Below are 24592 nucleotides of genomic sequence, written 5' to 3'. Positions count from 1 at the left end.
ATGTCAGAGACCGCCCGCGTCGCGATCGTCACCGGAGGTGCCCGCGGCATCGGTGCGGCCACGGCCCGCAGACTCGCCGGCGACGGCCACTCGGTCGCCGTCGTCGACCTCGACGAGGCCGATGCCCGGCAGACCGCCGACCGGATCACCGCCGAAGGCGGGACGGCGATCGGGCTGGGTGCCGACGTGGCCGAGGCGGACAGGGTCACCGCCGCCGTCGCCGAGGTCGCGGAGCGGCTGGGCCCGCCCGTGATCCTGGTCAACAACGCGGGCGTGATCCGCGACAACCTGCTGTTCAAGATGACGGAGAACGACTGGGACACCGTCCTGGGCGTGCACCTGCGCGGCTCCTTCCTGATGAGCCGCGCCGTCCAGGCGCACATGACGTCGGAGCGCTGGGGCCGCATCGTGTGCCTGTCCAGCAGCTCGGCCCAGGGCAAGCGCGGGCAGGCCAACTATTCCGCGGCCAAGGCGGGGCTCCAGGGGTTCACCAAGACCCTGGCGATCGAGCTGGGCAAGTTCGGGGTGACCGCCAACGCCGTGGCGCCCGGCTTCATCGAGACCGACATGACCCGCCAGACCGCCGCACGGGTGGGCATGGACTTCGAGGAGTTCAAGAAGGCCGCGGCCGAGAGCATCCCGGTACGGCGCACCGGCCGGCCGGCGGACGTCGCCGCGACCATCTCGTTCCTCACCAGTGAGGAGGCCGGGTTCGTCTCCGGCCAGGTCATATATGTCGCGGGCGGTCCTCTGGACTAGCCCCGGCGACCGTGGCCCGCGCCGGGCGCACCGCTCCGCGGCCGCGTCCCCGGCCCGGCACCCCGGGCGTCCGCGGGTCCGGCCCTCGGCTCCCCTCAATCCGCCGCCGTTCCAACGGAGGTTCGCGTTCCATGACATCGGATCCATCGGGCACCGAGCTCGACGCCCCCGCTCTGCGAAAACGGGTCGCCGACTTCATCGCCGCCCACGATCCCGCCACCACCGGCCGGACCGACCTGCTCGCCGCGCGCTTCGACGCCGGTCTGGCCTGGGTGCACTTCCCCGAAGGACTGGGCGGGCTGGGCGCCCCGCGCTCCCTCCAGTCCGTGGTCGACGCGGAGTTCGACGCGCGGGGGGCCGCCCCCGCCGGCCGCGAGGGCCTGATCATCGGGCTCGGTATGGCCGCCCCCACCATCCTGGCCTTCGGCACCCCCGAACAGCGCGCGCGCTTCCTCAAGCCGCTCTATACGGGCGAGGAGGTCTGGTGCCAGCTCTTCAGCGAGCCCGGCGCGGGCTCCGACCTTGCCGCCCTCGGCACCCGCGCGCAGCGCGACGGCGACGGCTGGGTGGTCAACGGGCAGAAGGTGTGGACGTCGCTGGCCCACCGCGCCCGGTGGGCCATCCTGGTGGCCCGGACCGACCCCGACGTCCCCAAGCACCAGGGCCTCACCTACTTCATCTGCGACATGAGCGCCGAGGGCGTCGACGTGCGCCCGCTGCGCCAGCTCACCGGCGAGGCGGAGTTCAACGAGGTCTACCTGACCGATGTCCGCATCCCCGACTCCCAGCGGATCGGGGCGGTCGGCGCGGGCTGGAAGGTCGCCCAGACCACCCTGATGAACGAGCGCGTCTCCATCGGGGGCAACACCGAACCGCGCGAGGGCGGCCTGATCGGCGTCGTCGCCGGCATCTGGCGGTCCCGCCCCGAGCTGCGCACCCCCGGCCTGCACGACGCCCTGCTGAAGCTGTGGGTGGAGGCCGAGGCCGCGCGGCTGACCAAGGAGCGGCTGCGCCAGCAGCTGGCGGTCGGCCAGCCCGGACCCGAGGGGTCGGCGGCCAAGTACTCGTACTCGCGGCTCAACCAGGAGATCTCCGGCCTGGAGCTGGAGCTGCTGGGCCAGGACGGGCTGGTCTACGACGACTGGTCGTTCCGCCGCCCCGACGGCGTCGACTTCACCCAGCGCGGCGCGGGCTTCCACTACCTGCGCAGCAAGGGCAACTCCATCGAGGGCGGGACCTCCGAGATCCTGCGCAACATCATCGCCGAACGGATCCTCGGCCTGCCCGCCGAGATCCGGGTCGACAAGGACGTCGCCTGGAAGGACCTCCCCAAGTGAGCGAGACCGTTCCCGACCTGCTCTACAGCGAGGTCGAGGAGGAGCTGCGGGCGAGCGTCCGCGCCCTGCTGTCCGACAAGAGCCCGGCTTCGGCCGTCCTGGCCCGGGTCGAGACCGGGCAGGTGACCGATCTGGCCCTGTGGAAGGACCTGGCGGACCTCGGCTGCGCCGCGCTGCCCGTCCCCGAGGAGCTGGGCGGCGCGGGCGCCGGCCTGCGCGAGGCCGCCGTCGTCGCCGAGGAGCTGGGCCGGGCGGTCGCCCCGGTGCCCTTCCTCGGCAGCGCGGTGCTGGCCACGGCCGCGCTGCTGGCCGCCGGGGAGCCTGCGGCGGCCCCGCTGTCGGCGCTGGTCTCGGGAGAGGCGACCGCCACCGTTGCGGTCCCGCTGGGCACCTGGCCGGACGCGGTGTTCCCCGCCACGGTCCGGGAGTCCGCCGGGGCGCTGACGGGCACGGTGGCGGGGGTGGCGGACGCCCTCACCGCCGACCTCCTGGTGGTGCCGGCCGTCGGCGCCGACGGCCCCGGGCTCTACCTGGTGGACGCGGCGGCGGCGGTGCGATCGCCGGTGATGAGCCTGGACCTCACGCGCCCGCTCGCCGACATCGCGCTGGACTCGGTCCCGGCGCGGCTGCTGGCCTCGGGCGGTCGCGCCGCGGACGCGCTGCGGTCGGCGCTGGTCACCGGGGCCGCGCTGCTGGCGGCGGAGCAGTTGGGCGTGGCGGAATGGGCGCTGCACACGACGGTGGACTACCTCAAGACCCGCCACCAGTTCGGCCGCCCGGTGGGCTCGTTCCAGGCGCTCAAGCACCGGCTGGCGGACCTGTGGGTGGCGGTCTCCCAGGCGCGCGCCGTGGTGCGCAACGCCGTCGGGGCGGCCGAGGGCGGCGGCCCGGAGGCGGAGCTGGGCGCCGCCCTCGCCCAGGCGTTCGTCTCAGGCGTGGCGGTGCGCGCCACCGAGGAGGCGGTGCAGCTGCACGGCGGGATCGGCTTCACCTGGGAGCACCCGGCCCACCTCTACCTGAAGCGCGCCAAGAGCGACGCGATCGCCCTCGGCACCGCGGACCGGCACCGGCTGGCCCTGGCCCGCCTGGCCGGCCTCCCGGTGGCCGCGGTCTGACGCGGCGTGCGGCGGCCGGTCCCCGGCCGCCGCACGCCGCCGGCGGGGCGGGCGCGGCTCAGTCCAGCGTGGCGGCCGCGGCGGCGATGAGCTTGCCGGCGTCGTCGATGTCGGAGTCGGTGACGTCCAGGTGGGCGACGAGCCGGATGTGCGAGGGGCCGAGGACCACGCAGCCGACCCCGTGGCCGGTGATCGCCGCGGCCAGGTCGGCGGCCCGCCCCTCGGGCGCCTCCAGGACCACCATGTTGGTGCGGGCCTCCGCGCCCAGGCCGGGGACCGCCGCGATCGCCTCCGCCAGGCGGGCGGCGCGCTCGTGGTCCCTCGCGAGCCGGTCCACGTTGTGGTGCAGGGCGTAGAGGGCGCCGGCGGCGATGATCCCGGCCTGGCGCATACCGCCGCCCAGGAGCTTGCGGGCGCGGCGGGCGCGGCGAATGGTGTCGGCGTCCCCGGCCAGGGCGGATCCCACGGGGGCGCCCAGGCCCTTGGAGAAGCAGACCGAGACGGTGTCCGCGTCCTCCGCGATCTCGGCGGGCGCGACCCCGAGGTCGACCGCGGCGTTCCACAGCCGGGCGCCGTCCAGGTGCACGCGCATCCCGTGGGCGCGGGCGAAGGCGGCGACGCGGCGCTGCTCGGCGAGCGGCACGACGAGGCCGGTCAGGGTGTTCTCCAGGCTGATCAGCGCGGGCCGCGCACGGTGGACATCGCCGGTGCCGGACGCCCAGCGCTCCAAGAGGTCCTGGGGCGGGTGGCCCGCGGGGTCGGCGTAGGTGCGGGGCAGCACCCGCGCCAGCACCGAGGTCCCGCCCTGCTCGTTGGCCACGAGGTGGGAGCGCTCGTGCGCCCACAGCTCCTCGCCGCTGCCGGCCGACACGTAGACGGCGATCTGGTTGGACATGTGCCCGGAGGACACGTAGAGGGCGTCCTCCTTGCCCAGCAGCGCGGCGGTCTCCTCCTCCAGCCGCCGCACGGTGGGGTCCTCGCCGAAGACGTCGTCCCCGACCTCGGCCTCGGCCATCGCGCGCCGCATCTCGGGCGTCGGCCGGGTGACGGTGTCGGATCGCAGGTCGATCATGGCGAGGCCCCGATTCCGTTGCGGCGTTGAGGTGTCGGCCCCACCCTAGAGCGCCGCGTGCGGCGCGCGTGCTCCGGGCCCCTGGAGCGCCTGGTCGAGGCCGTCGACCGCGGTGGTGGCCGAGCGCTCGACCTGCTTGATGCCGGTGGCCTCGTCGCGGTGGTGGTCGGACAGGACGGCGACCAGGTAGAACCGCTCGTTGTGCACGATGTGCCCGGTGCTGTTGACCGCCCATTTCCCCTTGTCCGCGCTGCGGGACACCCAGCCGTTCTTGACCTCCGAGCGGTCCGGGTCGCCGGCGGCCGACACGCCCCATGCCTGGTCGCGGTCGACGGTGCCCATGAGCTCCACCGCGTAGGCGCGGTGCTCCTGGCTCAGCGGGCTGTCGACGGTGAAGACCGTGCGCAGGACGCGGAGCCGGTCGGCGACGGTGGTCTCCGTCTTGCCCCAGTGGTCGTCGTCGCCGGGGCGCGTGGTGGTGAGCCCCAGCCGGGCGGCGCCCTCCCGATAGCCCTCCGCGCCCCCGATGCGGTCGTAGACCTCCGCGGCCGCATCGTTGTCGCTGGAGCGGATCATGGGCGCCAGGAGGTCGCGCTCGTCGGCGGTGAGCGCCCGGTGCTCGTCCTGCGCTTTCAGCATGAGCAGGACCAGCAGGTCGACCTTGACCGCGCTGGCCGTGACGAACCGCTGACCGGCGTGGTAGTCGAAGGTCGTCCCGCTGCCGAGCTCCTGCACCGACACCGCCACGCGCGTACCGGCGGCCATGCCGGCGACCTCGTCATCGAGGTTGCGCGTGATGCGGGCGCCGACGCCGGGTTCGGGCGAGCGCAGCGGGTGCTGGCCGAGAACGGACTCCTCCCCCGGCGGGCCGGGGGCGGCGGACGCGGCGGCGGGGAAGCCGGCCCCGAGGAGCGCGCCGAGCAGAAGGGCCGCCGCCGGTGTCGACACGCGCCGGCGGAGCCGCCGGAGCCGTGCCTGGGTCGGCCGCTGTCTGTGGACGCGGCTCGGGTGAGTCGGGCGGTGCATCACGGCGTCACCTCCGTGGGTCCCAGTGGTCCGCGGGGTCGGGGCGGCACTGCCGTCGGCGTGGGCACGGACGATGAGAGCGTGCCCCACGCACCTCCATTCCGAAGCTACAGGGTGAGTTTCATATACAAAATGGCGAAGAATGGTCGTGGGCTTGACCCGCGGCCCGGGTCCCTTGCCGGACCGGGCACGGCGCGCCCCGATCCCCCGCTCCTTCAGTCGATACCGCGCGCGGTCAGCGCCTCGCCCATGGCCTCGGCCGAACGGATGAGGCCGACGATGACGGGCACGACCATCAGGTGCGGCCGGCCGCGCAGGCCGCGGGCGATGTAGGCCTCGCGCGACGCGCGCCAGGCCGATGCCGCCATCGGAATGGACCGGATGGTCAGGGCGAGCAGCAGGGCCACCCGCTCCGGGCGCACCCCGGCGAAGCGCAGGGGGCGCGCCAGCCGCTCGAAGAGCGCCAGCATCTCGCTCACCCGGGTGGTCATCGTGACCAGCCCCGACAGCAGCACCGCCGCGGCGAGCTGGGCGCAGACCCGTGCCGCCGCGGGCCCGTCGCCCGCCAGCACCTGGAAGGCGGCGATGACGGCGAGGAAGGGCAGCAGCGGGCGCAGGGTCCGCGCGGCCGCGCGGGGGCCGAGCCCGCACAGGGGGTGCAGCAGGAGCGCGGCGAGCACGGCGGCCAGGGCCACCCAGAGGTTCGCGGCGGCGACGATCGCGGTGACCACGGCCAGCAGGGCGAGGAGTTTGGCGCCGGCGGGCAGCCGGTGGCCGGGCGACGTCCCGGGGACGTAGAGCCCGATCATGCTCACGTCCGGGGCTCCTCCGGGGCGGGCCGCGCGGCGGCGTCGTCGCCGGGGGCCGCGGCCCCGGCGTCCATCAGCTCGGTGTAGTGGGCGATCGCGGCCGCGGGGGCGCCGTCGAAGACCGCCCGCCCCTCGTCCATGACCACGACCCGGTCGAACCCGGCGAGGGTGCCGAGGTGGTGGGTGAGCAGGATGACCTGCTGCGGCAGTGCGCGCAGGGCCCGCTCCACGACCCGCACGTTGCGCAGGTCGAGCAGGGTCGTCGGCTCGTCGCAGACGAGCACATCGGGCTCGGTGACCAGTACCGACGCCAGCGCCAGCATCTGCTTCTGGCCGCCGGAGAGCAGGTGCGCCGGATGGTCGCGGTGCCCCTCCAGGCCGTGGCGGCACAGGACCGCGTCCACCCTCTCCTGGATCTCGGCGCGGCCCAGGCCGCGTCCGCGCAACCCGATCTGCACGTCCTCGGCGACCGTGGGCATCACGATCTGGGCCGCCGGGTCGGCGAAGACGAAGCCCACCCGGCCGCGGATCCACCGGGTGTCGCGCCGGGTATCGCGGCCGTCGAGCAGCACCCGCCCGGAATCGGGCAGGACGAGGCCGTTGAGGGTGCGGGCCAGCGTCGACTTGCCCGACCCGTTGGCGCCGATGATCCCGATCCGGTGCTCGGCCAGGTCCAGGGAGACGTCGCGCAGGACGGGCCGGCCGCCGTAGGCGTGCGTCACGTTCTCCACTCGCAGCATCGGGTGGCGTCGCTCCTGGTCGGATCGGGTATCGGGCGGTGGCGGGTGCCGGTGGCAGCCTATGCGTCCTCGCGCGCCGCGGTGTCGGCGGGCCGGCCGGCCGGGGGGATGGGGTAGGAGCGGTGGACCGCCGCCGCGATGGCCGCCGCCAGCGCTGCCTTGGCGAGGTCGCCGGGCAGGAACGCGCCGACGCCGATCACCGTCGCCAGCAGGCCGTCGCCGAGCGCGACCGCGCTCCACGGGACACCGACGAGGTAGACCGCTCCGATCCCGCCCAGCACGTTGGCGCCGAACCCGGCCCAGAAGCGGTAGCGGGGCAGGAGCCGCCCCACGATCAGCCCGATGACCAGCGCCCCGGCCACCCAGCCGAGCATGTAGCCGCCGGTGGGGCCGATGAACGGGGCGAGCCCGCCGCGCCCGCCGGGCAGCAGGGGCAGCCCCGCCAGGGTCAGGGCGAGGAAGGCGAGGACGGCCAGCGTCGCGCGCTTGGCGCCGAGCAGGCTGGGGGCGAGCATGACGCCGAGGGTCTGGAGGGTGATGGGAACGGGGCCCACCGGAATGGCGAACGGCATGCTCAGGACCGCCAGCAGCGCCGCGAACACGGCGATGAGGGCGAGGTCGCGCGCTGTGAGGCCGCGGCGGCGGGCCGCGGGCGCAGGGGTGTCGGGCATGGCTCTTCCCATCGTGCCGGGGTGGTGGAGGGCGGAACCGCTCCCACCATTGTCCGCTATGCCCGGTTCGCTGGAAGATGGAATCCGCGACAGTTCCACCCCCGCGATGTTGTGGGCTTCCGCGATTGCGCCCCGCGCCGACTGGTCCCACCCCCACTATGTCGTGCCGTTCCGCGGTCGCGCACCGGGCCGCTCCGGCCCCCGGGGCGTCTCACCAGGCGGCGAGCACGCAGGCGGGGTCGGGGACGGCCAGGCGGTGCCCGGTGTCGGCGGGCACCCCGCTGTGCGGGTCGACGCGCAGCACGGCGAGGACGCCGTCGTGCTGGGCGGCCACCACGACGAGGTCGCCGATCAGGGTGAAGTGCCGGGGCCAGGCGCCGCCGGCCGGGACGTGCCCCAGCGGCCGCAGGTCCGCCCCGCCATCGGCCACCGCGAAGGCCGCGATGGTGTCGCTGCCCCGGTTGGCGACGTAGAGGCGCGCCCCGTCGTCGGACAGCGCGATCTCCGACGGGTGGTCGCCGGCCTCCGCCCCCGCCGGGACGGCCGCCACCGCTGCGGCGGTGGCCGTCGCCGGATCCCAGCGCAGCACGTGCACGCGCGCGTCCAGCTCGCCGGCGACGAAGATGTGCCCGCTGGGGTGCACCGCCATGTGCCGGGGGCCCGTCCCGGGGGCGAGGCGGGCGGCGGTGGACGCCGGACCCGCGGGCTCGGGGGCCCGCGGATCGAAGGCGTGGCACCGCAGTTCATCGGTGCCCAGGTCGGCGATGAGCAGGTGGGCGCCGCCCGGCGCGACGGCGGTGCTGTGGGCGTGCGGCCGTTCCTGCCGGTCGGCGACGGGGCCGGAGCCGCTGTGGGTGAGGACCTGGGGGGTCCCGGGGACGCCCGCGGCGTCCAGGCGGTGGACGCCCACCGACCCGTCGGCGTAGTTCGCCGTGATGATGTGCCGGCCCGCGGGGTGCACGGCCACGTGGCACGGCGAGCCGCCGCCCGTCGGCGCCGACCCGGCCTCGGCGGGCGCGCGGGCGCCGTCCACGGCGAACCCGGTCACCCGCCCCGCGTCCAGCTCGCTGACGGCGTAGAGCAGCCCGCCGCGGGGGTGGGCGGCCAGGAAGGAGGCGCCCTCGACGGCCGCGGCGGGGTCGCCGCCGCTCAGTTCGCCGGTGCCGGTGTCCAGCAGGACCCGGTGGATCCCCGCCCCCGATCCCGCCGGGACGGACCCGGGGGTGTAGGTGCCGATCCACAGTCCGCGCCGCTCGGCCATGTGCCGTCCCATCCGCTCGGGGCCCGTCGTTCCGGTCTTCCGGTCGTGCGCGATCCCCTCGCCCTCTGGTCGCGCCCGCCTCGGACGATCATGCCCCCTCCGCCTCCTCCGCGGCCACCGTGGAGCCGGGGAAGGGGACGCCCGCCGCTCCCAGGCGCACTCCGGTCCGCTTGATCCAATAGCGGCGCAGGACGTCGAGCATGATGGACACCCGCAGACCGGTGACACCGGGCAGTGCGGCGAGGTCGGCCGAGAGGAAGCCCTCCAGCGCCGCCTCGTCGCGGAAGACCCCGTGGTGGATCACCGACCCGGCGCCGGCCACCACCGAGACGTAGCGCGCCGAGCGGTGGCGGGCGAGCTGGTCGGACACGTGGGTGATCGCGCCGGGGTGGATCGTCAGCGACAGCACGACCTCCAGGCGCATCCCCAGCAGCGGGGGCTCCACCTCCACCCGCGGCCGGATGACCCCGCGCTCCAGCACCGACTGGGCGACCCGGTAGGCGGTGGACTGGCTCACGCCCAGCTCGCGGGCGAGCTCCCCCGATCCGATCCGGGCATCGCGGTAGAGCAGCCGCGCCGCGGCCCGTTCATGCGGCGAGGGCGGCTCCGCCGGGTCGGCCGGCGCCGGCGACGGGACGTGGCCGTACCGGGCGAGGTCGGCGGCCTGGCCGGCGGAGAGCCGGTCCAGGGTCCAGGCGTCGGCGCGCGTGACCGGGCGCAGGACCAGGTCGGACTGGGTGGAGCGCACCCCCTCGACCGAGGGGATGACGCGGGTGAGCAGGTCGCGCACCTGGTCGCGGCCGGTGGGGTGGACGACGCAGTAGACGTCGGCCTCGCCGCTGGTGAGCGCGACGAGCTGGGTCTCGGGCCGCTCGGCGAGGCGCTGCGCGACCCCGACCGAGCGTCCGGGGTCCGTGCGGAGCCAGACGTGGCGCGGGTTGGCGTCGGAGAACACCGGCCAGTCGACCTGGCCGACGACGCGCAGGAGGTGCTCGGACTGGAGGCGCTGGAGCCGGCGGCCGATGGTGCTCGCCGAGCTGCCGAGGACGTCGGCCAGGACGTTGATCGGCGCCCGTGGCGCCCGTTGCAGGGCGGCCACCAGGTCCAGATCGAGGTCATCCAGAGATGGGTCGCGCACAGTCGGATGATACGCACTATCGAACCGACTTAATGTGAATGATTCACCCACGCAACGGTCGAGCATTGACAAAACACACCATGGGCCGTCAAATGTACTGGTCATGAGTGGGGCGGGAGGCGACCCACTCCACCACGGACCGCAGTGGATCGAAGGAGTACCCGTGGCCACGCCCGAATCCGCGCCGACCGAACGGCCGGCGTCCCCCCTCTTGCGCGCCCTCCAGGCGATCGAACGCGCGGGCAACAAGCTGCCGCACCCTTTCTGGCTCTTCACGATCATGGCCGGGCTGGTCATCGTCCTCAGCGCCGTCCTGAGCGCGTTCGGCGCGGGGGCGGTGTCGCCCGTCGACGGCGAGCGCATCGCCGTCAAGAGCCTGCTGTCAGCCGAGGGCGTGCAGACGATCGTCGGCGACGCCATCACCAACTACGCGGAGTTCCCGCCGCTCGCGCTCATCGTCGTGGTGATGCTCGGCGTCGCGGTGGCCGAGCGCAGCGGGATGCTCAACGCGCTGCTGCGCGGCAGCGTCACCCGCGTTCCCGGCAAGCTGCTCACCTTCTCGCTCGCCCTGGCCGGCGTCTGCGGCAGCGTCGCCTCCGACGCCGCCTACGTCGTGCTCATCCCCCTGGGCGCCATGGTGTTCAAGGCCGCCGGGCGCAGCCCGATCCTGGGGCTGGTCGTCGCCTTCGGCTCCATCTCCGCCGGCTACGACGCCTCCCTCTTCATCACCCCCACCGACGCCATCCTCGCCGGGCTGACCACGAGCGCCGCCCAGGTCATCGACCCCGGCTACGTGGTCACCCCGGTGGCCAACTACTACTTCAGCGCGGTCAGCTCGATCGTGCTCGCCGTCCTGGTCACGCTGGTCGCCGAGTACGTCCTGGCCAAGCGGGTGGAGGGGCTGGCGATCGACGGCGAGGACGCCGACGCCGAACTCGGCGACATGCGGTTGTCGCGCGCCGAGCGCCGCGGCCTGGCGCTGGCGGGGCTGGCCGTCCTCGTGGTGGCCGGCGTCATCGCCGCCGCGCTCGCCCCCGCCTCCTCACCGCTGCGCGGTCCCGAGGGCGACGTCCTCGGCTCCCCGGTGATCACCGGCATCGCCTACGTGCTCGGCTTCCTGTTCCTGCTGTCCGGGGCCGTCTACGGACGCGTCACCGGCAGCATCACCCGCGCCCGCGAGATCCCCGAGGCGATGGTCGGCGGCGTCCGCGAACTCGCCCCCGTGCTGGTGCTGTTCTTCGCCGCCTCGCAGTTCCTCGCCTACTTCCGGTGGACCGGCCTGGGCGAGGTCATGGCGATCCGCAGCGCCGGGCTGCTCGACGCGGCGGGGGTGCACCCGGTGGTGCTCTTCCTCGGCATGATCCTCATCATCTCCCTGATGAACCTGATCATCACGAGCGGCTCGGCGCAGTGGGCGCTGATCGGCCCCATCTTCGTGCCCATGATGATGCTGCTCGACGTGTCGCCCGAGACCACGCAGGCGGTCTTCCGGATCGCCGACTCCACCACCAACGTCATCAGCCCGATGAGCGCCTACTTCGTGATGGCGCTCGGGTTCCTCCAGCGCTACAGCCGCAAGGCCGGGATCGGCACGCTGTTCTCCCTGACCCTGCCCATCTCGATGACCCTGCTCGTCGGCTGGACACTGCTCTTCCTGGCCTGGTGGGCCCTCGGCATCCCGCTGGGGCCCGGCGCCCCCGTGCGCTGACCGCCCGCCCCGACCGCGAGAACAGAAGGAGACGAAGTGAGCCCCCTCCCCGCCCTGGCCGAAGCGGCCCGGCGCGACCTGCCCGAGGTCCTGGCCGACCTGCGCCGCCTGGTGGAGCTGGAGACACCGAGCAACGACAAGGCCCTGCTCGACGCCGGGCTGGACGGCATCGAGGCGTGGCTGGCCGAACGGCTCGGCCCGCCGGCCGAGCGCGTCCGCTACGACGGCGGAATCCACGGCGATGTGCTGGAGGCCGTGTACCCCGGCACCGGCGCCGGCGACGTGCTGTTCCTGTGCCACTACGACACCGTGTGGCCGCGGGGCACCCTGGCCGGGTGGCCGGTGTCCGTCGACGGCGACCGCTTCAGCGGCCCGGGGTGCTTCGACATGAAGGCCGGGATCGTCCAAGGGGTGTGGGCCCTGCGCGAACTCCGCGGACTCGGGCTGCCGACGCCCACGGTGCGACTGCTGCTCACCGGCGACGAGGAGATCGGCAGCCCGGCGTCGCGACCGCACATCGAGCGCGCCGCCAAGGGCGCCGACCTCGCGCTCGTCCTGGAACCCAGCCGCGAGGGCCGGGTGAAGACCGGGCGCAAGGGGATGGGCCTGTTCGACCTGGAGGTGCTGGGCGTGGAGTCCCACGCCGGTCTCGACCCCGAGGCGGGGGCCAGCGCCGTGCACGCGCTGGCCGGCCTGGTTCCCGCGGTCACCGCCCTGGCGGACCCCGCCCGCGGCACCACGGTCAACATCGGGCTGATCGCGGGCGGCACCGGCCGCAACGTCGTGGCCGGGCGGGCCACCTGCGAGATCGACGTGCGCATCCAGGACCCCGCCGAGATGCCGAGGATCGACGCGGGCCTCGCCGCGCTCGCGCCCGCCGACCCGCGGGTGCGCCTGCGCCTCAGCGGAGGCTGGAACCGTCCTCCGATGAACCCCAATCCGGCCACCGAGCGGATGTTCGCGACGGCGCGCGAGGTCGCGCTCGGCCTGGGCGGCGACCTGGAGCAGGTCGCGGTCGGCGGGGCCAGCGACGGCAACTTCGTCTCGGCCATGGGCGGCGCGGTCCTGGACGGAATGGGCGCGGCGGGCGCCGGACCGCACTCGCGCGACGAGCACGTGCTGATCAGCGCCACCCCGCACCAGGTGGCCCTGGTGTCCGGACTGCTCACGGCGCTCGCCGGGGAATGAGAGGTGTCCGCTGCGTCCCGGCGCCGGCCGGGACGCAGCGGTGATACGAAAGGCGCGCGACCGGGCCGGTCGCGCGCCTTTCTTCGTCGTTCCCGGCGGTCAGCCGACGAGTTCGGCGCGTCGCGGGCGCGAGAGCGTGAACTCCAGGAGTCGGCGCAGGACGTTGCCGGAGGACCGGCGGTCGCGCGCGTCGAACTCGACGATCGGGATGTCGGGCGCGATCTCCAGCGCCTCGCGGATCTCGTCGACGCTGTAGCCGAGCTCCCCGTCGAACTTGTTCAGCGCGACGATGTAGGGGATGTTCTGGTGCTTCTCGAAGTAGTCGATCGCGTCGAAGCAGTCGGCGAGCCGGCGGCTGTCGACGACGATGACGGCACCCACCGCGCCGCGCACGATGTCGTCCCACATGAACCAGAAGCGGGCCTGCCCCGGGGTGCCGAACATGTACATGATCAGCTCCTGTTCCAGGGTGAGCCGACCGAAGTCCATGGCGACGGTGGTGGTGACCTTCCCGGGCGTGGCCGACGTGTCGTCGTGGGCCACGCTGGCCTCGGTCATGACGGCCTCGGTGGAGACCGGGGGGATCTCCGATACCGAGCCCACCAGGGTGGTCTTGCCCGCGCCGAATCCACCCGCGATGACGATCTTGGTGGAAACCAGCGACGCGTTGCTCTTATTGGAAGAGACGTTCGAGTCCACGCAGCGCCCTCTCCAGAACTTGATTCTCCGACGGGCTGTGGCCCGTGATGGTCGGGTGGATGTAGACGAGCCCCTGGTCGGCCAGGTCGCTGAGGAGCACCTGGGTGACGCCCATGGGGATCTTCAGTTCTGCGGCGATCTCGGCGACCGAGCGCGCCTCTCTGCACAGTTCGTAGATGTTCTGCGACTCGGGCAGCAGGTTCGCCGGGGTCGAGGCGCCGGCGTCGGCGGTCGACACCAGCGTCTGCACCATCAGCGGGTGGCGGGAGCGCGTGCGGCCGCCCGTGAAGGTGTAGGGGCGGATCCGCGTACCCCTTCTCCTGCGCTTGCTCATTGCGGCGGCTCCCCCTTCACCCAGCGGGCACGGATCGGCGTTGCGGTGGCGATGGCCTGGGTCACGGGGCCATGACCTCGCGCAGTTGGTTGCGCAACTGGGGCGTGAGCGCGTGGCCCGCGCTCTCGACCAGCAGCGTCATCTTGTAGGCGACGATCTTCATGTCGGCGTCACCGCTGGTGAGCACGGCGAGTGAGGAGCCGTCGCTGATGGACATGACGAACAGGTGGCCGTGCTGCATGCGCAGGATCAGCTGCTCGGTGTCGCCCTTGCCGAACATGCGCGCGGTGCCGTCGGCGAGGCTCTGCAGCCCGCTGGCGATCGCCGCGAGCTGCTCGGCGTACTGGTCGGGGAAGTCACGGGAGGCGGCGAGAAGCAGACCGTCGGAGGAGACGACCACCGCGTGCTCGACCCCGGAGACTTCCGAGACGAAGTTGGAGATGAGCCAGGTGAAGTTCTCAGCGCTCTCACTCAAGCGGTTGTCCATATCCGTCCAGATTCTCAGTCGATTCGGTCAGGAACGCGCGGGCCTGCGGGAACGCCCTACTCATCCGCGGCCTCGCGCTGGCCTTCGAGGAAGCCTTCCAGGTCGGCGCGGATCCGCTCGGCGCGGGAGGTGCCCTCGCCTTCGCCCCCGGCGGGGGTCTCCGCTTCTGCGGCCGGCTCGGCGGGATCGGCCGCCGGCGCGGCTTCCTGGGGTGGCGCCATGGGAGCCGGCACCGTGTTCTTGTGCGCACTGCGTCGCGGCAGCCCCGCCGCGGTCACCGAGGAGTCCATGGCACTGCTCTTCTCCTGCTTGTGCGAGACGGGAGCGGGCTGGGCCGGGCGGGCGGTGTGGTCCGGGGACTGGCCGGCCGGCACGTGGCGCGGCGCGGGGCGGGGTTCCGACGGGGGCGCCGCGGGGCGCGGTCCGGTGGTGCCGAACAGGTCGGCGGGCAGCACGACGTGGGCGCTCACGCCGCGGAAGGCGCGCGCCTCCAGCTGCACCTGGACACCGTGGCGGTGCGCGATGCGGCTGACGACGTAGAGGCCCATGTGCCGGATGACCTGCTCGTCGAGCACCGGCTCACCGCGCAGCCGGGCGTTGAGCGATTCGAGCTGCGCGGCGGGGATGCCGATGCCCTCGTCCTCGACCGTGACGAGCAGCTTGTCGCCGCCCATCCGCTGGGCGCTGACGACGACCTGCGCGTGCTCGGGCGACTTCTCCGTCGCGTTGTCCATCAGCTCGGCCAGGAGGTGGCTGATGTCGTCGGCGGCCGTACCGGAGACGAACAGCTCCGGGAGCCGGCCCAGCTGGACGCGCTGGTACTCGCTGATCTCGGAGATCGCCGCACGGGCCACGTCGAGCAGCGGCACCGGATCGGTCGAGGTGTCGCCGGAGTCCTGATCGGCCAGGACCAGCAGGTTCTCACCGTTGCGGCGCATCCGCGTGGCGAGGTTGTCGATCTTGAACAGCTTCTCCAGCAGCTCCGGGTCCTCGCTGCTGTCCTCCAGCTCTTCGACGACCTCGATGAGGGAGTCGACGAGCGCGAGGTCGCGCAGGGCCAGTCCCGCCAGGGTGCCGGTGACCAGCTCCTGCTGCTGGATCTCGGACTTCGCGGCGGGTGCCGGCTGCTCCGCGGCCGGGTCCTGCGCCCGCCCGGCGGACTGCGGTCCGGTGCCGGTCGCCGGCGCGGGCGGCGCCGCCTGTTCCGGGGCCGGGACCTGGGCCTGGGGCTGCCCCCACGCCTGCTGCTGGGGGTGCTGCTGGGGGTACGGGTACTGCCCCGGGTGCTGCTGCGGCGCGTAGGCGACGGGCTGCTGCGGCTGCTGGGGGTGCCCGTACAGGGCCTGGGGGTAGGGCTGGCCCGCGGCCTGCTGCTGGTTGGCGAACTGCTGTTGCTGCGCGAGCTGCTGCGCGTAGAGCCGCTGCTGCGCGTTGAACAGCTCTTGTGCGGTCATCTGACCGGACGACGGCCGGGGGCGGCGGCCGAGACCGAGGCGCTCGGTGAAGCGCTGCCAGCGCCCGCGCTCGGGCGGCGGGGCGGTGCCGGTACCCTCCGCGCGCATCATGTGCGTGAGGGGGTGCTCCCCGTTCTGTCCAGCCGATGGCTGCATCTGGGGCTGATTCCCTTGCCCAGTCGATGATGGCGCCTGCGCCACAGCACATCTCCTCGTATACGGGGGGAACTGTCGGACGGTGGGCCGCGCGTATGCGTCTCGGTCGGCGCCGGGTGCACCGCGCCCTCCGGACGGCCGGAGAACAGTGGGCCGCGAGGGAGACCGATCGCGCTGCGTGATCACGGCCGCGACGGGCGAACCGCCGGGAATACCGCCTTAATCTCAACGAATCGGCGGTCACGCTAGCACAGAAAGCCTTGCGCAATCAGGCGTCCCGCGGGCCGGCGGGGGTGCCCGCCCAGTTCCGGGCCCCCGCGAATGTGATCTTGGTCGGCACACCTGCGACGGCGTGACCGGCGGCGGAACCCGACGGAACGCCCATTCGGCTTTTTATGACCAAAATCACAAACACGATGCGTGGCCGGACCCGGCGACCCCTCATCGCAGGTCCGGACCTCCACCGGAGCGCACCGCCCCCCGGTCACGCAACGTGAGATCCCAGTCCGGACGGGTCCGGAGCGGGCGGGTGCGTATGCGTTCAGGCCCGCCGTTCCTCGGCCGCCGCGATCGCCTTCAGGATGCGCTTCTCCGAGACCGGGTAGGCGGTCCCCAGCTCCTGCGCGAAGAAGCTGACCCGCAGCTCCTCCAGCATCCAGCGGGTCTCGCGCACATCAGGGTCGTCGGCCCGGCCCGCCGGAAGGCCGGCGAGGAGCTTCTCCCGCGCCAGCCGCATCTGCTCGACCTTGGCCATGTTGACCTGGTCGCGCCGCGGGTTCTCCGGGAGCTTGGCCAGGCGCATGTCGATCGCCCGCAGGTAGCGCTCCAGATCGGGCAGGCGGCGCCGGCCCGCTTCTGTGACGAACCCGGCGTGGATCAGGCCGGCGAGCTGGCCCTGGGCATCGTTGAGCGAGGGCAGGACGGCCAGGCTCGTGGTCCCCTTCAGGCTGCGCCCCACCCGGTGGGCGGCGGCCAGGACCCGCGCGACGCCGGCCACCACCGCCTCCAGCGCGTCGGGCAGCCCGGCGCGCACGTGGTCGCGCAGCGCGGTGAAGGCATCGGGGTCGCGCACCGGACCGCCCGCCTCCGCCATGAGGGAGTCGACGGCGCACTGGAGGCAGTCGTCGAGGAGCCGCTGGACACCGCCGTGGGGGTTGTGGCCGAGAGCGAGCTTGGCGGTGTTGTCCCGCCCGCGCAGGACCGACGCCGCGGGTGAGGGGACCTGGAGCAGCAGCAGCCGCCGCACCCCGCCCCACATGGCCGACCGCTGCTCGGCCTCGGTGTCGAAGATGCGGATGGCCGCGTCGGCCCCGTCGTCGACCAGCGCCGGATAGCCCTTCACCGCGGGACCGGCCGACTTGCGCTCGAATACGGGCTGGAGCGGGCCGAAGTCCCAGTCGGTGAGCCCGGACTTCTCGATCCCCTTGGCCTCCGCCGCGATCGCCTTCTGCAACCGCGGGCGCAGCCGGCCGCGCAGGGCGTCGAGGTCCTTGTCCTCGGCCAGCGTCCGCTGCCGGTCGTCGACCGCGCGGAAGGTGATCCGCAAGTGGTCGGGGACGCGGTCCAGCTGGAAGTCCGAGGGCGAGATGCGCTCCCCGCTCATCCGCCCCAGTTCGCGGCCCAGCGCCTCGGTCAGCGGCTCGCCGTAGGGCGTCAGGACGCCCAGCACCTTCGCCGCGTGGTCGGGCACGGGCACGAAGTTGCGGCGCAGCGGTTTGGGCAGGGAGCGCAGCAGCGCCGTGACCAGATCGGCGCGCAGGCCGGGGATCTGCCAGTCGAACCCCTCCGAGCCGACCTGGTTGAGGACCTTGAGGGGGATGTGGGCGGTGACGCCGTCGGCCTCGGCGCCCGGCTCGAACTGGTAGGTGAGCGGGAAGACGAGGTCGCCCTGGCGCCAGGAATCGGGGTAGTCCTCCTCCTTGACCTCCCCGGACCCCTCGTTGATGAGCATGGACTTCTCGAAGGACAGCAGGTCGGGGTCGCCGCGGCGGGCACGCTTCCACCAGGCGTCGAAGTGCGCGGCCGACACCGCTTCGTCGCCCACGCGCTCGTCGTAGAACGCGAAGAGCGTTTCGTCGTCGACGAGGATGTCGCGGCGGCGCGCGCGGTGCTCCAGGTCCTCGACCTCGGCCAGCAGCCGGCGGTTGTCGTGGAAGAAGCGGTGGTGGGTCTGCCAGTCGCCCTCGACGAGCGCGTGCCGGATGAACAGCTCGCGGGAGACCTCGGGGTCGACGGAGCCGTAGCCCACCTTGCGCTGGGCCACGATCGGCACGCCGTAGAGGGTGACGCGCTCATAGGCCATGACGGCGCCGCGGTTCTTCTCCCAGTGGGGTTCGCTGTAGGTGCGCTTGACCAGGTGGCCGGCGAGCTGCTCGGCCCACTCCGGTTCGATGCGCGCCACCATGCGGCCCCACAGCCGCGAGGTCTCGACCAGTTCGGCGGCCATCACATAGCGCGGCTGCTTCTTGAACAGCGAGGAGCCGGGGAAGACGGCGAACCGCGCCCCGCGCCCGCCCAGGTACTCGTGTTTCTCCGGGTCCTTCAGGCCGATATGGGAGAGCAGGCCCGACAGCAGGGAGATGTGCACGTTGCGGGGGTCGGGGGCGGCGCTGTTGAGGGTGATCCCCATGGTCTTGGCGACCTGCTTGAGCTGGCTGTAGATGTCCTGCCACTCGCGGACCCGCAGGTAGTTCAGGAACTCGTCGCGGCACAGGCGGCGGAAGCGGCTGCCGGACAGCTCCTTCTGCTGGTCCTGGAGGTAGGACCACAGGTTCAGGTAGGCGAGGAAGTCCGATTCCTTGTCGGCGAACCGGGCGTGCTTCTCGGCGGCGGCCTGCTGTTTGTCGACCGGGCGCTCGCGCGGGTCCTGGATCGACAGCGCCGCCGCGATGATCATGACCTCGCGGACGCAGCCGTTGGCCTCGGCCTCCAGGACCATGCGGGCCAGCCGGGGGTCGACCGGCAACTGGGCGAGCCGGCGGCCCATGGGGGTGAGGCGCCGCTCGGGACCGTCCTCCCCGGTGTCGAGCGCGCCCAGTTCCTGGAGCAGGGTCACCCCGTCCTTGATCTGGCGGCGGTCGGGGCCCTCGACGAAGGGGAACGCCGCGACGTCGCCCAGCCCCAGCGACGCCATCTGCAGGATGACCGAGGCGAGGTTGGTGCGCAGGATCTCGGGATCGGTGAACTCCGGACGGGAGAGGAAGTCCTCCTCGGAGTACAGCCGGATGCAGACGCCCTCGGCCACCCGCCCGCAGCGTCCCTTGCGCTGGTTGGCCGACGCCTGCGAGACGGCCTCGATGGGCAGCCGCTGCACCTTGGTGCGGTGGCTGTAGCGGGAGATCCGCGCGGTGCCGGGGTCGATCACATAGCGGATGCCGGGGACGGTCAGGGAGGTCTCGGCGACGTTGGTGGCCAGGACGATCCGCCGCCCCCGGTGGCCGCTGAACACCCGGTGCTGCTCGGCGGCCGACAGCCGGGCGTAGAGCGGCAGGATCTCGGTGTCGCGCAGCCGCTGCTTCTCCAGCGCCTCCGCGGTGTCGCGGATCTCCCGCTCCCCGCTCAGGAAGACCAGGATGTCCCCGGTCCCCTCGGCGCGGAGTTCGTCGACGGCGTCGATGATGGCCTGGACCTGGTCGCGGTCCTCGCCGGTGCCGGGTTCCCCGGCGTCGCCCTCGATCGGGCGGTAGCGGACCTCCACCGGGAACGTGCGGCCCGAGACCTCCACGACGGGGGCGTCGCCGAAGTGCCGGGACAAGCGCTCGGGGTCGATGGTCGCCGAGGTGATGACGACCTTGAGGTCGGGGCGGCGGGGCAGCAGCTGCTTGATGTAGCCGAGCAGGAAGTCGATGTTGAGGCTGCGCTCGTGGGCCTCGTCGATGATGAGGGTGTCGTAGCGCCGCAACATGCGGTCCTGCTGGATCTCGGCGAGCAGGATGCCGTCGGTCATGACCTTGACCAGCGTGTCGTCGCCGGAGTGGTCGGTGAAGCGGACCTTGTAGCCGACGGCCTCGCCCATGGGCGTGGCCAGTTCCTCGGCGATGCGCTCCGCCACCGTGCGCGCGGCGATGCGGCGCGGCTGCGTGTGGCCGATGGCGCCGAGGACCCCGCGGCCCAGCTCCATGCAGATCTTGGGGAGCTGAGTGGTCTTGCCCGACCCGGTCTCGCCCGCGACGATGACCACCTGGTGGTCGCGGATGGCCTCGGCGATCTCGTCCTTGCGGCGGCTGACGGGCAGCGCCTCGGGGTAGGTGATGCGCGGCACGGCGGAGCGGCGCCGCTCCAGGCGCTGTTCGGCGAGGTCGATGTCGGAGGCGATCTGCGCCGCGACGGCGGTGCGCTTGCGGTCGTCGCGGATCTTCTGGAGTCCGTCGATACGGCGGCGCAGCCGGTGCCGGTCGATCGGCATCAGCTGGGGCAGGCGGTCGCGGAGTTCGGCGAGCGGCGATCTCGCGGGCGGGGTTCTCATACCGAATTCAAGGATAGGAGCGCGGGCAAGGGTTTTTCGCCCAGGGCCCGAGGGGACTCGCCGGTTCCGGCCGCTCAGCCCGCCGCGGGCTCGCTCAGTGTTCCCCGCTCAGCCTGCGGAGCGCCCTCAAGGCGGCGCCGGTCCGGGGAAACAGTCCTCGTCACGGCGCGCTCCCTCGTACCTCGGTCGCACGCCGCTCCTCAGTCCAGCCACCACCGGCGCCCCGCAGGCTCGCCCGGTGCTTCCCGCTCAGCCCGCGGAACGCCCTTAAGGCGGCGGCTTCCCTCGTCACGGCGCGCTCCCTCGTACCTCGGTCGCACGCCGCTCCTCAGTCCAGCCACCACCGGCGCCCCGCAGGCTCGCTCAGTGCAGGCCGTGCAGGCCGAGGGCGGGCAGGATCGCCTGATCCACGATGGCGGCGATCGCTTCGTCGTCGGGGAGCGCGTTGCTGTCGAGGCTGTACTTCAGCATCAGCGCCTCCCCTATGTCGGCGACGACAGGGGTGACCCGCTCCCGATCGAACTCGCCCCGCTCGGCGTAGTGGAGGAGCACGGTCCGGGTGAAGCGGCCGCCCTTGGCGTCGAACACCTGCCGGTACACCGCGTCGACGAGTTCGGGGTGGCGTTCCCGCTCGGTCATGATCGCGGCCATGGCGCGCGCCGTCGGGGAGGTCAGCCACGCGCGCATCAGCTCCAGCGACCGGATGAGGTCGCCGCGGAGGTCGTCCGCCGACGGGGAGGGCTCTTCCTGCGGGAACTCCCGCCGGAACGCGTCCAGCAGCAGCTCGTGCGGTGAGGACCAGCGCCGGTACAGCGATGTCTTGGCGGTGCCCGCGCGCCGGGCGATGCCCTCCATGGTCAGCCGGCCCAGGCCGGCCTCCAGGAGCTCGCCGATGGCCGCCTCGTGGATGGCCCGGATCAGTTCGGCGCCGCGCCGCCGGGTCCCCGTGCGTCGCGCGTCGGTCTCGCCCACGTTCCCCCACTCCTCCAATTGGATACGCGAACGCATCCAATCGTGCTATCTTTAGATACGAACACGTATCCAATTCATGCGTCGGCCGGCCCCTGGGCAGTGCCGAGAAGGGAACACTCTCATGGCATCCCCCTTGCCGTCCGGGCCGGCGCAGGCACAGCGCGCGCTCCCCGCCTCGGGCCGTGCCCTCGCCCCCGACCTCGCCCGCGGGGTCATGCTGCTGCTCATCGCGACCGTGCACGCCCACATGATCTGGCAGATGCAGTCCGGCACCGGCGCGGCCGCCACCCTGCCCGACACCCTCGCCACCCTCGCGATGGTGGTGTTCGGCGAGGCGCGCGGCTACCCGATGTTCGCGGCCCTCTTCGGCTACGGCCTGGCCGGCATCCTGATCCGGGCGCAGGAGTCCGGACGCGACTGGGCGCCGGTCCGCGGCCTGCTGCGCCGCCGAGGCCGCTGGCTGGTGGTGTTCGGCCTGGCCCACACCGTACTGCTGTTCCCCGGGGACATCCTGGCGGTCTACGGGGCCATCGCCCTGCTCCTCACCCCCGTGCTGCGCTTCTCCGGTCGCCGGCTCCTCGTCCACGCCGCGGTCTGGGGCGTGGCGGGGTCCCTCCTCTACTCCGTGCTGTACTACGTGCTCCTGGGGTCGGTCGGCGGATCCGCCTCCGGAACGGCACCGCCTCAGGACTACTTCACCGACATGGCGATCCGCCTGGTGTCCTGGCCGGTCACGGTCCCCCTGTTCCTGCTGACCGCGGTGCTCCCCTTCCTCGTGGGCGTGTGGGCCGGCCGCCGCCGGCTCTTGGACGAACCCGCGCGGCACACCGGCCTGCTGGTGAAGACCGCCCTGATCGGCGTCGCGGTGGGCGCACTCGGCGGGCTGCCCCAGGCGCTCACCGCCATCGGCGCCTGGGCCGAGCCCCCGATCGCCGCGTCATTGGCGATGGGGTGGCTGCACACCCTCAGCGGCTACGCGGGCGGATTCGGCTACGCCGCGCTGATCGCGCTGGCCGCGGTGGCGATCGGCGGCCGGAGGGGGTTGGCGACACGGGCGCTGACCGCCTGCGGGCAGCGCTCCATGACCTGCTACCTGCTGCAATCGCTGGCCTGGCTGATCCTGTTCACCCCCTACACGCTCGACCTGGCGGGGGCGCTCAACGGCATGGAGGCGATCGGGGTCGGGGCGGCGGTCTGGCTGGCCACGGTCGTCGTGGCCGAACTGCTGAGCCGGTCCGGCCGGCGCGGGCCGACCGAGACCGCCCTGCGGCGCCTCACCTACGGTCCCGCGGACTCAGCGCGCCCCGCGCACGACCCGCCCCGCGGCGCCGGGGTCGCCTGACGGGCGTCGGGGACCGCCCCCGGCGTGGACGGACGCCGGGGGCTCCACAGCGCCGTATCCGCGCCCCGCGCAGCGCCGCTCAGGAGACGACCCGGGCGAGGGCGCGAAAGATGACGGCGGTCGAGGCCGCGCCCGGGTCCTCATGACCGATACTGCGCTCGCCCAGGTAGGACGCACGGCCCTTGCGGGCCTGCATCGGCACGGTCGAGCGCGCGCCCTCCTCCGCCGCCGCGGCGGCGGTGTCGACGGCGGCGGCCAGGCCGGAGCCCTCGGCCGCGCCCGCGTCCAGCGCGTCGACCGCGGGCATGAACGCGTCGAGCATGGTCTTGTCGCCGGGCCGGGCGCCGCCCAGCGTGCGGACGGCGTCGGCACCGGCCGTCAGCGCCTCGGCCAGCTCCCCCAGGCCGGCTTCGGGCTCGGTCAGCCGCTCGCCCGCCGTCCGGAAGGCGACGCCGTAGAGCGGGCCGGCGGCACCGCCCACGCGGGAGATCAGGGTCCGGCCGGTCCGCACCAGGATGTCGCCCGGGCAGGCGGCGTCGTCGCCGGCGAGAGCGGTGACGGCGGCGGTGAACCCGCGTTCGAGGTTGTTGCCGTGGTCGCCGTCGCCGATGGCGGTGTCCAGGTCGGTGAGGCGCTGCTTCTCGTTGACGACGGACGCCGCGATGGCGGTGATCCAGGCGCGGGCGAGGTCGGTGTCCACCGGCTCCTCCAGGTGCGTGTCGGCATGGTGCGGGCCGGCGGGTCCGGTCCCGGTACGGGTGGTGGCCGCCGGTCCCGGGCCTGCGCCCCGGCGGCGGCCGCGGGCGCCGGTCAGCAGCCCCAGCGCAGGCCGGGGGTGTTCACCGGGGCGTCCCACAGGTCGAGGAAGCCGTCCTCGACGGTGCAGACCGTGAGAGAGCAGCCGGCCATGTCCAGGCTGGTGATGTAGTCGCCGACCAGGTTGCGCGCGATACCCGCGCCGGCGTCGGCGAGCTGGCCCGCGACCTCGTTGAAGACGAGGTACAGCTCGCTGAGCGGAGTGCCGCCGAGGCCGTTGACGACCACGATGGTGTCGGTGCCCCGCTCCAGGGGCCGGTCGTCGAGCAGGGCCCGCACCATGCCGCAGACGATCTCGCGTGCGGGGCGGAGCTTCTCGCGGCGGCGGCCGGGTTCGCCGTGGATGCCCACGCCGACCTCGATCTCGTCCTCGGGGAGTTCGAACCCCGGGCGCCCGGTGCCGGGGGTCGTACCGGGGCTGAGCGCGACGGCGAAGGAGCGCGAGGCGGAGTCGACCTGCCGCGCGGTCTCGGCGACCTCGGCCAGGGAGTCGCCGCGGGCCGCCGCCGCGCCCGCCATCTTCTCGACGAGCAGGGTGGCGCCGGTGCCGCGCCGGCCCGCGGTGTAGGTGGAGTCCTGGACCGCGACGTCGTCGTCGACCAGGACGGTCTCGACGCGCAGCCCCTCTTCGGCGGCGAGCTCGGCGGCGAGCCGGCAGTTCATGACGTCGCCGGTGTAGTTCTTCACGATGAGCAGGACGCCCTCGCCGGAATCGGCGGCCCGGATCGCGGCCAGCACCTGGTCGGGCACGGGAGAGGTGAAGATCTCGCCCGGGCAGGCGGCGTCGAGCATGCCCTCGCCGACGTACCCGATGTGCAGCGGTTCGTGCCCGGATCCGCCGCCCGACACCAGGCCCACCTTGCCGGCGACGGCCCCGCCGGCGCGGGTGACGACGCGGGTCGCCTGGTCGACGCTGAGTTCGGGGTGGGCTGCCGCGAAGCCCGCGAGGGCGTCGGCCAGGTAGGAGTCTGCGGAATTGAGGAACTTCTTCACGATCGGACTCCCAGGCTGATCGGTGTCGCGGCGCGTGACACGGGTCACGA

21 protein-coding genes are annotated in these 24592 nt (G+C 73.4%); 6 read left to right on the top strand and 15 right to left on the bottom strand.

Features of this window, described 5'->3' with window-relative positions; genetic code table 11:
• The 3 genes from fabG (at window position 1) to ACFO4E_RS02205 (ending at window position 3211) form a co-directional block, all read left to right on the top strand.
• Complete coding sequence (gene fabG / locus ACFO4E_RS02215; RefSeq protein ID WP_378571017.1) at window positions 1-759, top strand: 3-oxoacyl-ACP reductase FabG; 759 nt, start codon at window positions 1-3, stop codon at window positions 757-759.
• Between the two features lie 131 nt (window positions 760-890).
• Complete coding sequence (locus ACFO4E_RS02210; protein WP_378571015.1) at window positions 891-2096, top strand: acyl-CoA dehydrogenase family protein; 1206 nt, start codon at window positions 891-893, stop codon at window positions 2094-2096.
• Complete coding sequence (locus ACFO4E_RS02205; protein WP_378571013.1) at window positions 2093-3211, top strand: acyl-CoA dehydrogenase family protein; 1119 nt, start codon at window positions 2093-2095, stop codon at window positions 3209-3211. The genes ACFO4E_RS02210 and ACFO4E_RS02205 overlap by 4 nt, the downstream gene beginning before the upstream one ends.
• Window positions 3212-3269: 58 nt before the next feature.
• On the opposite strand, the gene ACFO4E_RS02200 is transcribed toward ACFO4E_RS02205, so the two are convergent.
• The 7 genes from ACFO4E_RS02200 to ACFO4E_RS02170 form a co-directional block, all read right to left on the bottom strand.
• On the bottom strand, window positions 3270-4283 hold the full coding sequence (locus ACFO4E_RS02200; RefSeq protein ID WP_378571011.1) for a threonine aldolase family protein: 1014 nt from the start codon (window positions 4281-4283) through the stop codon (window positions 3270-3272).
• 45 nt (window positions 4284-4328) lie between these two features.
• Window positions 4329-5231, bottom strand: a complete 903-nt coding sequence (locus tag ACFO4E_RS02195) for a serine hydrolase (RefSeq protein ID WP_378571009.1) — start codon at window positions 5229-5231, stop codon at window positions 4329-4331.
• 293 nt (window positions 5232-5524) lie between these two features.
• Complete coding sequence (locus tag ACFO4E_RS02190; RefSeq protein ID WP_378571007.1) at window positions 5525-6124, bottom strand: energy-coupling factor transporter transmembrane component T family protein; 600 nt, start codon at window positions 6122-6124, stop codon at window positions 5525-5527.
• A complete protein-coding gene (locus ACFO4E_RS02185) occupies window positions 6121-6858 on the bottom strand; it encodes an energy-coupling factor ABC transporter ATP-binding protein (RefSeq protein ID WP_378571005.1) in 738 nt (245 codons plus the stop codon). Before ACFO4E_RS02185 ends, ACFO4E_RS02190 begins: the two co-directional genes overlap by 4 nt.
• Before the next feature lie 59 nt (window positions 6859-6917).
• Complete coding sequence (locus tag ACFO4E_RS02180; protein WP_378571003.1) at window positions 6918-7529, bottom strand: biotin transporter BioY; 612 nt, start codon at window positions 7527-7529, stop codon at window positions 6918-6920.
• 211 nt (window positions 7530-7740) lie between these two features.
• Entirely contained in the window at window positions 7741-8790 is a 1050-nt protein-coding gene (locus ACFO4E_RS02175) for a lactonase family protein (RefSeq protein WP_378571001.1), read from the bottom strand.
• An 88-nt stretch (window positions 8791-8878) separates the two neighbouring features.
• The gene (locus ACFO4E_RS02170) at window positions 8879-9928 is read right to left on the bottom strand and encodes an Lrp/AsnC family transcriptional regulator (RefSeq protein WP_378570999.1); all 1050 of its coding nucleotides are present in this window, start codon (window positions 9926-9928) and stop codon (window positions 8879-8881) included.
• A gap of 163 nt (window positions 9929-10091) precedes the next feature.
• On the opposite strand from ACFO4E_RS02170, the gene ACFO4E_RS02165 reads away from it, so the two are divergent.
• Together ACFO4E_RS02165 and ACFO4E_RS02160 are read left to right on the top strand one after the other, a co-directional pair.
• On the top strand, window positions 10092-11636 hold the full coding sequence (locus tag ACFO4E_RS02165; RefSeq protein ID WP_378570997.1) for an AbgT family transporter: 1545 nt from the start codon (window positions 10092-10094) through the stop codon (window positions 11634-11636).
• 36 nt (window positions 11637-11672) lie between these two features.
• Window positions 11673-12824, top strand: coding sequence for a M20 family metallopeptidase (locus ACFO4E_RS02160; protein ID WP_378570995.1), 1152 nt, complete (start codon window positions 11673-11675; stop codon window positions 12822-12824).
• Window positions 12825-12923: 99 nt separating this feature from the next.
• Here the strand turns inward: ACFO4E_RS02160 and ACFO4E_RS02155 are convergent, their stop codons facing one another.
• From ACFO4E_RS02155 to ACFO4E_RS02130, 6 genes are all read right to left on the bottom strand, one after another.
• Window positions 12924-13484, bottom strand: a complete 561-nt coding sequence (locus ACFO4E_RS02155; RefSeq protein ID WP_378571605.1) for a GTP-binding protein — start codon at window positions 13482-13484, stop codon at window positions 12924-12926.
• Between the two features lie 13 nt (window positions 13485-13497).
• Entirely contained in the window at window positions 13498-13857 is a 360-nt protein-coding gene (locus tag ACFO4E_RS02150; protein WP_378570993.1) for a DUF742 domain-containing protein, read from the bottom strand.
• A gap of 61 nt (window positions 13858-13918) precedes the next feature.
• Entirely contained in the window at window positions 13919-14344 is a 426-nt protein-coding gene (locus tag ACFO4E_RS02145; protein ID WP_465263119.1) for a roadblock/LC7 domain-containing protein, read from the bottom strand.
• 56 nt (window positions 14345-14400) lie between these two features.
• Window positions 14401-15954 (bottom strand): sensor histidine kinase, encoded by a 1554-nt coding sequence (locus tag ACFO4E_RS02140; protein WP_378570989.1) that lies wholly within the window; start codon window positions 15952-15954, stop codon window positions 14401-14403.
• 541 nt (window positions 15955-16495) lie between these two features.
• The gene (gene hrpA / locus ACFO4E_RS02135; protein ID WP_378570987.1) at window positions 16496-20419 is read right to left on the bottom strand and encodes an ATP-dependent RNA helicase HrpA; all 3924 of its coding nucleotides are present in this window, start codon (window positions 20417-20419) and stop codon (window positions 16496-16498) included.
• A 363-nt stretch (window positions 20420-20782) separates the two neighbouring features.
• Window positions 20783-21427, bottom strand: a complete 645-nt coding sequence (locus ACFO4E_RS02130) for a TetR/AcrR family transcriptional regulator (RefSeq protein WP_378570985.1) — start codon at window positions 21425-21427, stop codon at window positions 20783-20785.
• A gap of 85 nt (window positions 21428-21512) precedes the next feature.
• Here ACFO4E_RS02130 and ACFO4E_RS02125 point away from each other — a divergent pair, with 85 nt between their 5' ends.
• Window positions 21513-22733 carry a DUF418 domain-containing protein gene (locus ACFO4E_RS02125; protein WP_378570983.1) on the top strand — a complete coding sequence of 407 codons (1221 nt, stop codon included), beginning with the start codon at window positions 21513-21515 and terminating at the stop codon, window positions 22731-22733.
• 79 nt (window positions 22734-22812) lie between these two features.
• Here ACFO4E_RS02125 and dhaL read toward each other — a convergent pair whose 3' ends face one another.
• Window positions 22813-23433, bottom strand: coding sequence for a dihydroxyacetone kinase subunit DhaL (gene dhaL / locus ACFO4E_RS02120; protein ID WP_378570981.1), 621 nt, complete (start codon window positions 23431-23433; stop codon window positions 22813-22815).
• Between the two features lie 110 nt (window positions 23434-23543).
• A complete protein-coding gene (dhaK, locus tag ACFO4E_RS02115) occupies window positions 23544-24542 on the bottom strand; it encodes a dihydroxyacetone kinase subunit DhaK (RefSeq protein ID WP_378570979.1) in 999 nt (332 codons plus the stop codon).
• Window positions 24543-24592: the final 50 nt, after the last annotated feature.

Source organism: Nocardiopsis mangrovi (assembly GCF_042653925.1).
Classification (GTDB): domain Bacteria; phylum Actinomycetota; class Actinomycetes; order Streptosporangiales; family Streptosporangiaceae; genus Nocardiopsis_B; species Nocardiopsis_B mangrovi.
This window is presented reverse-complemented; position numbering and strand designations above follow the sequence as displayed.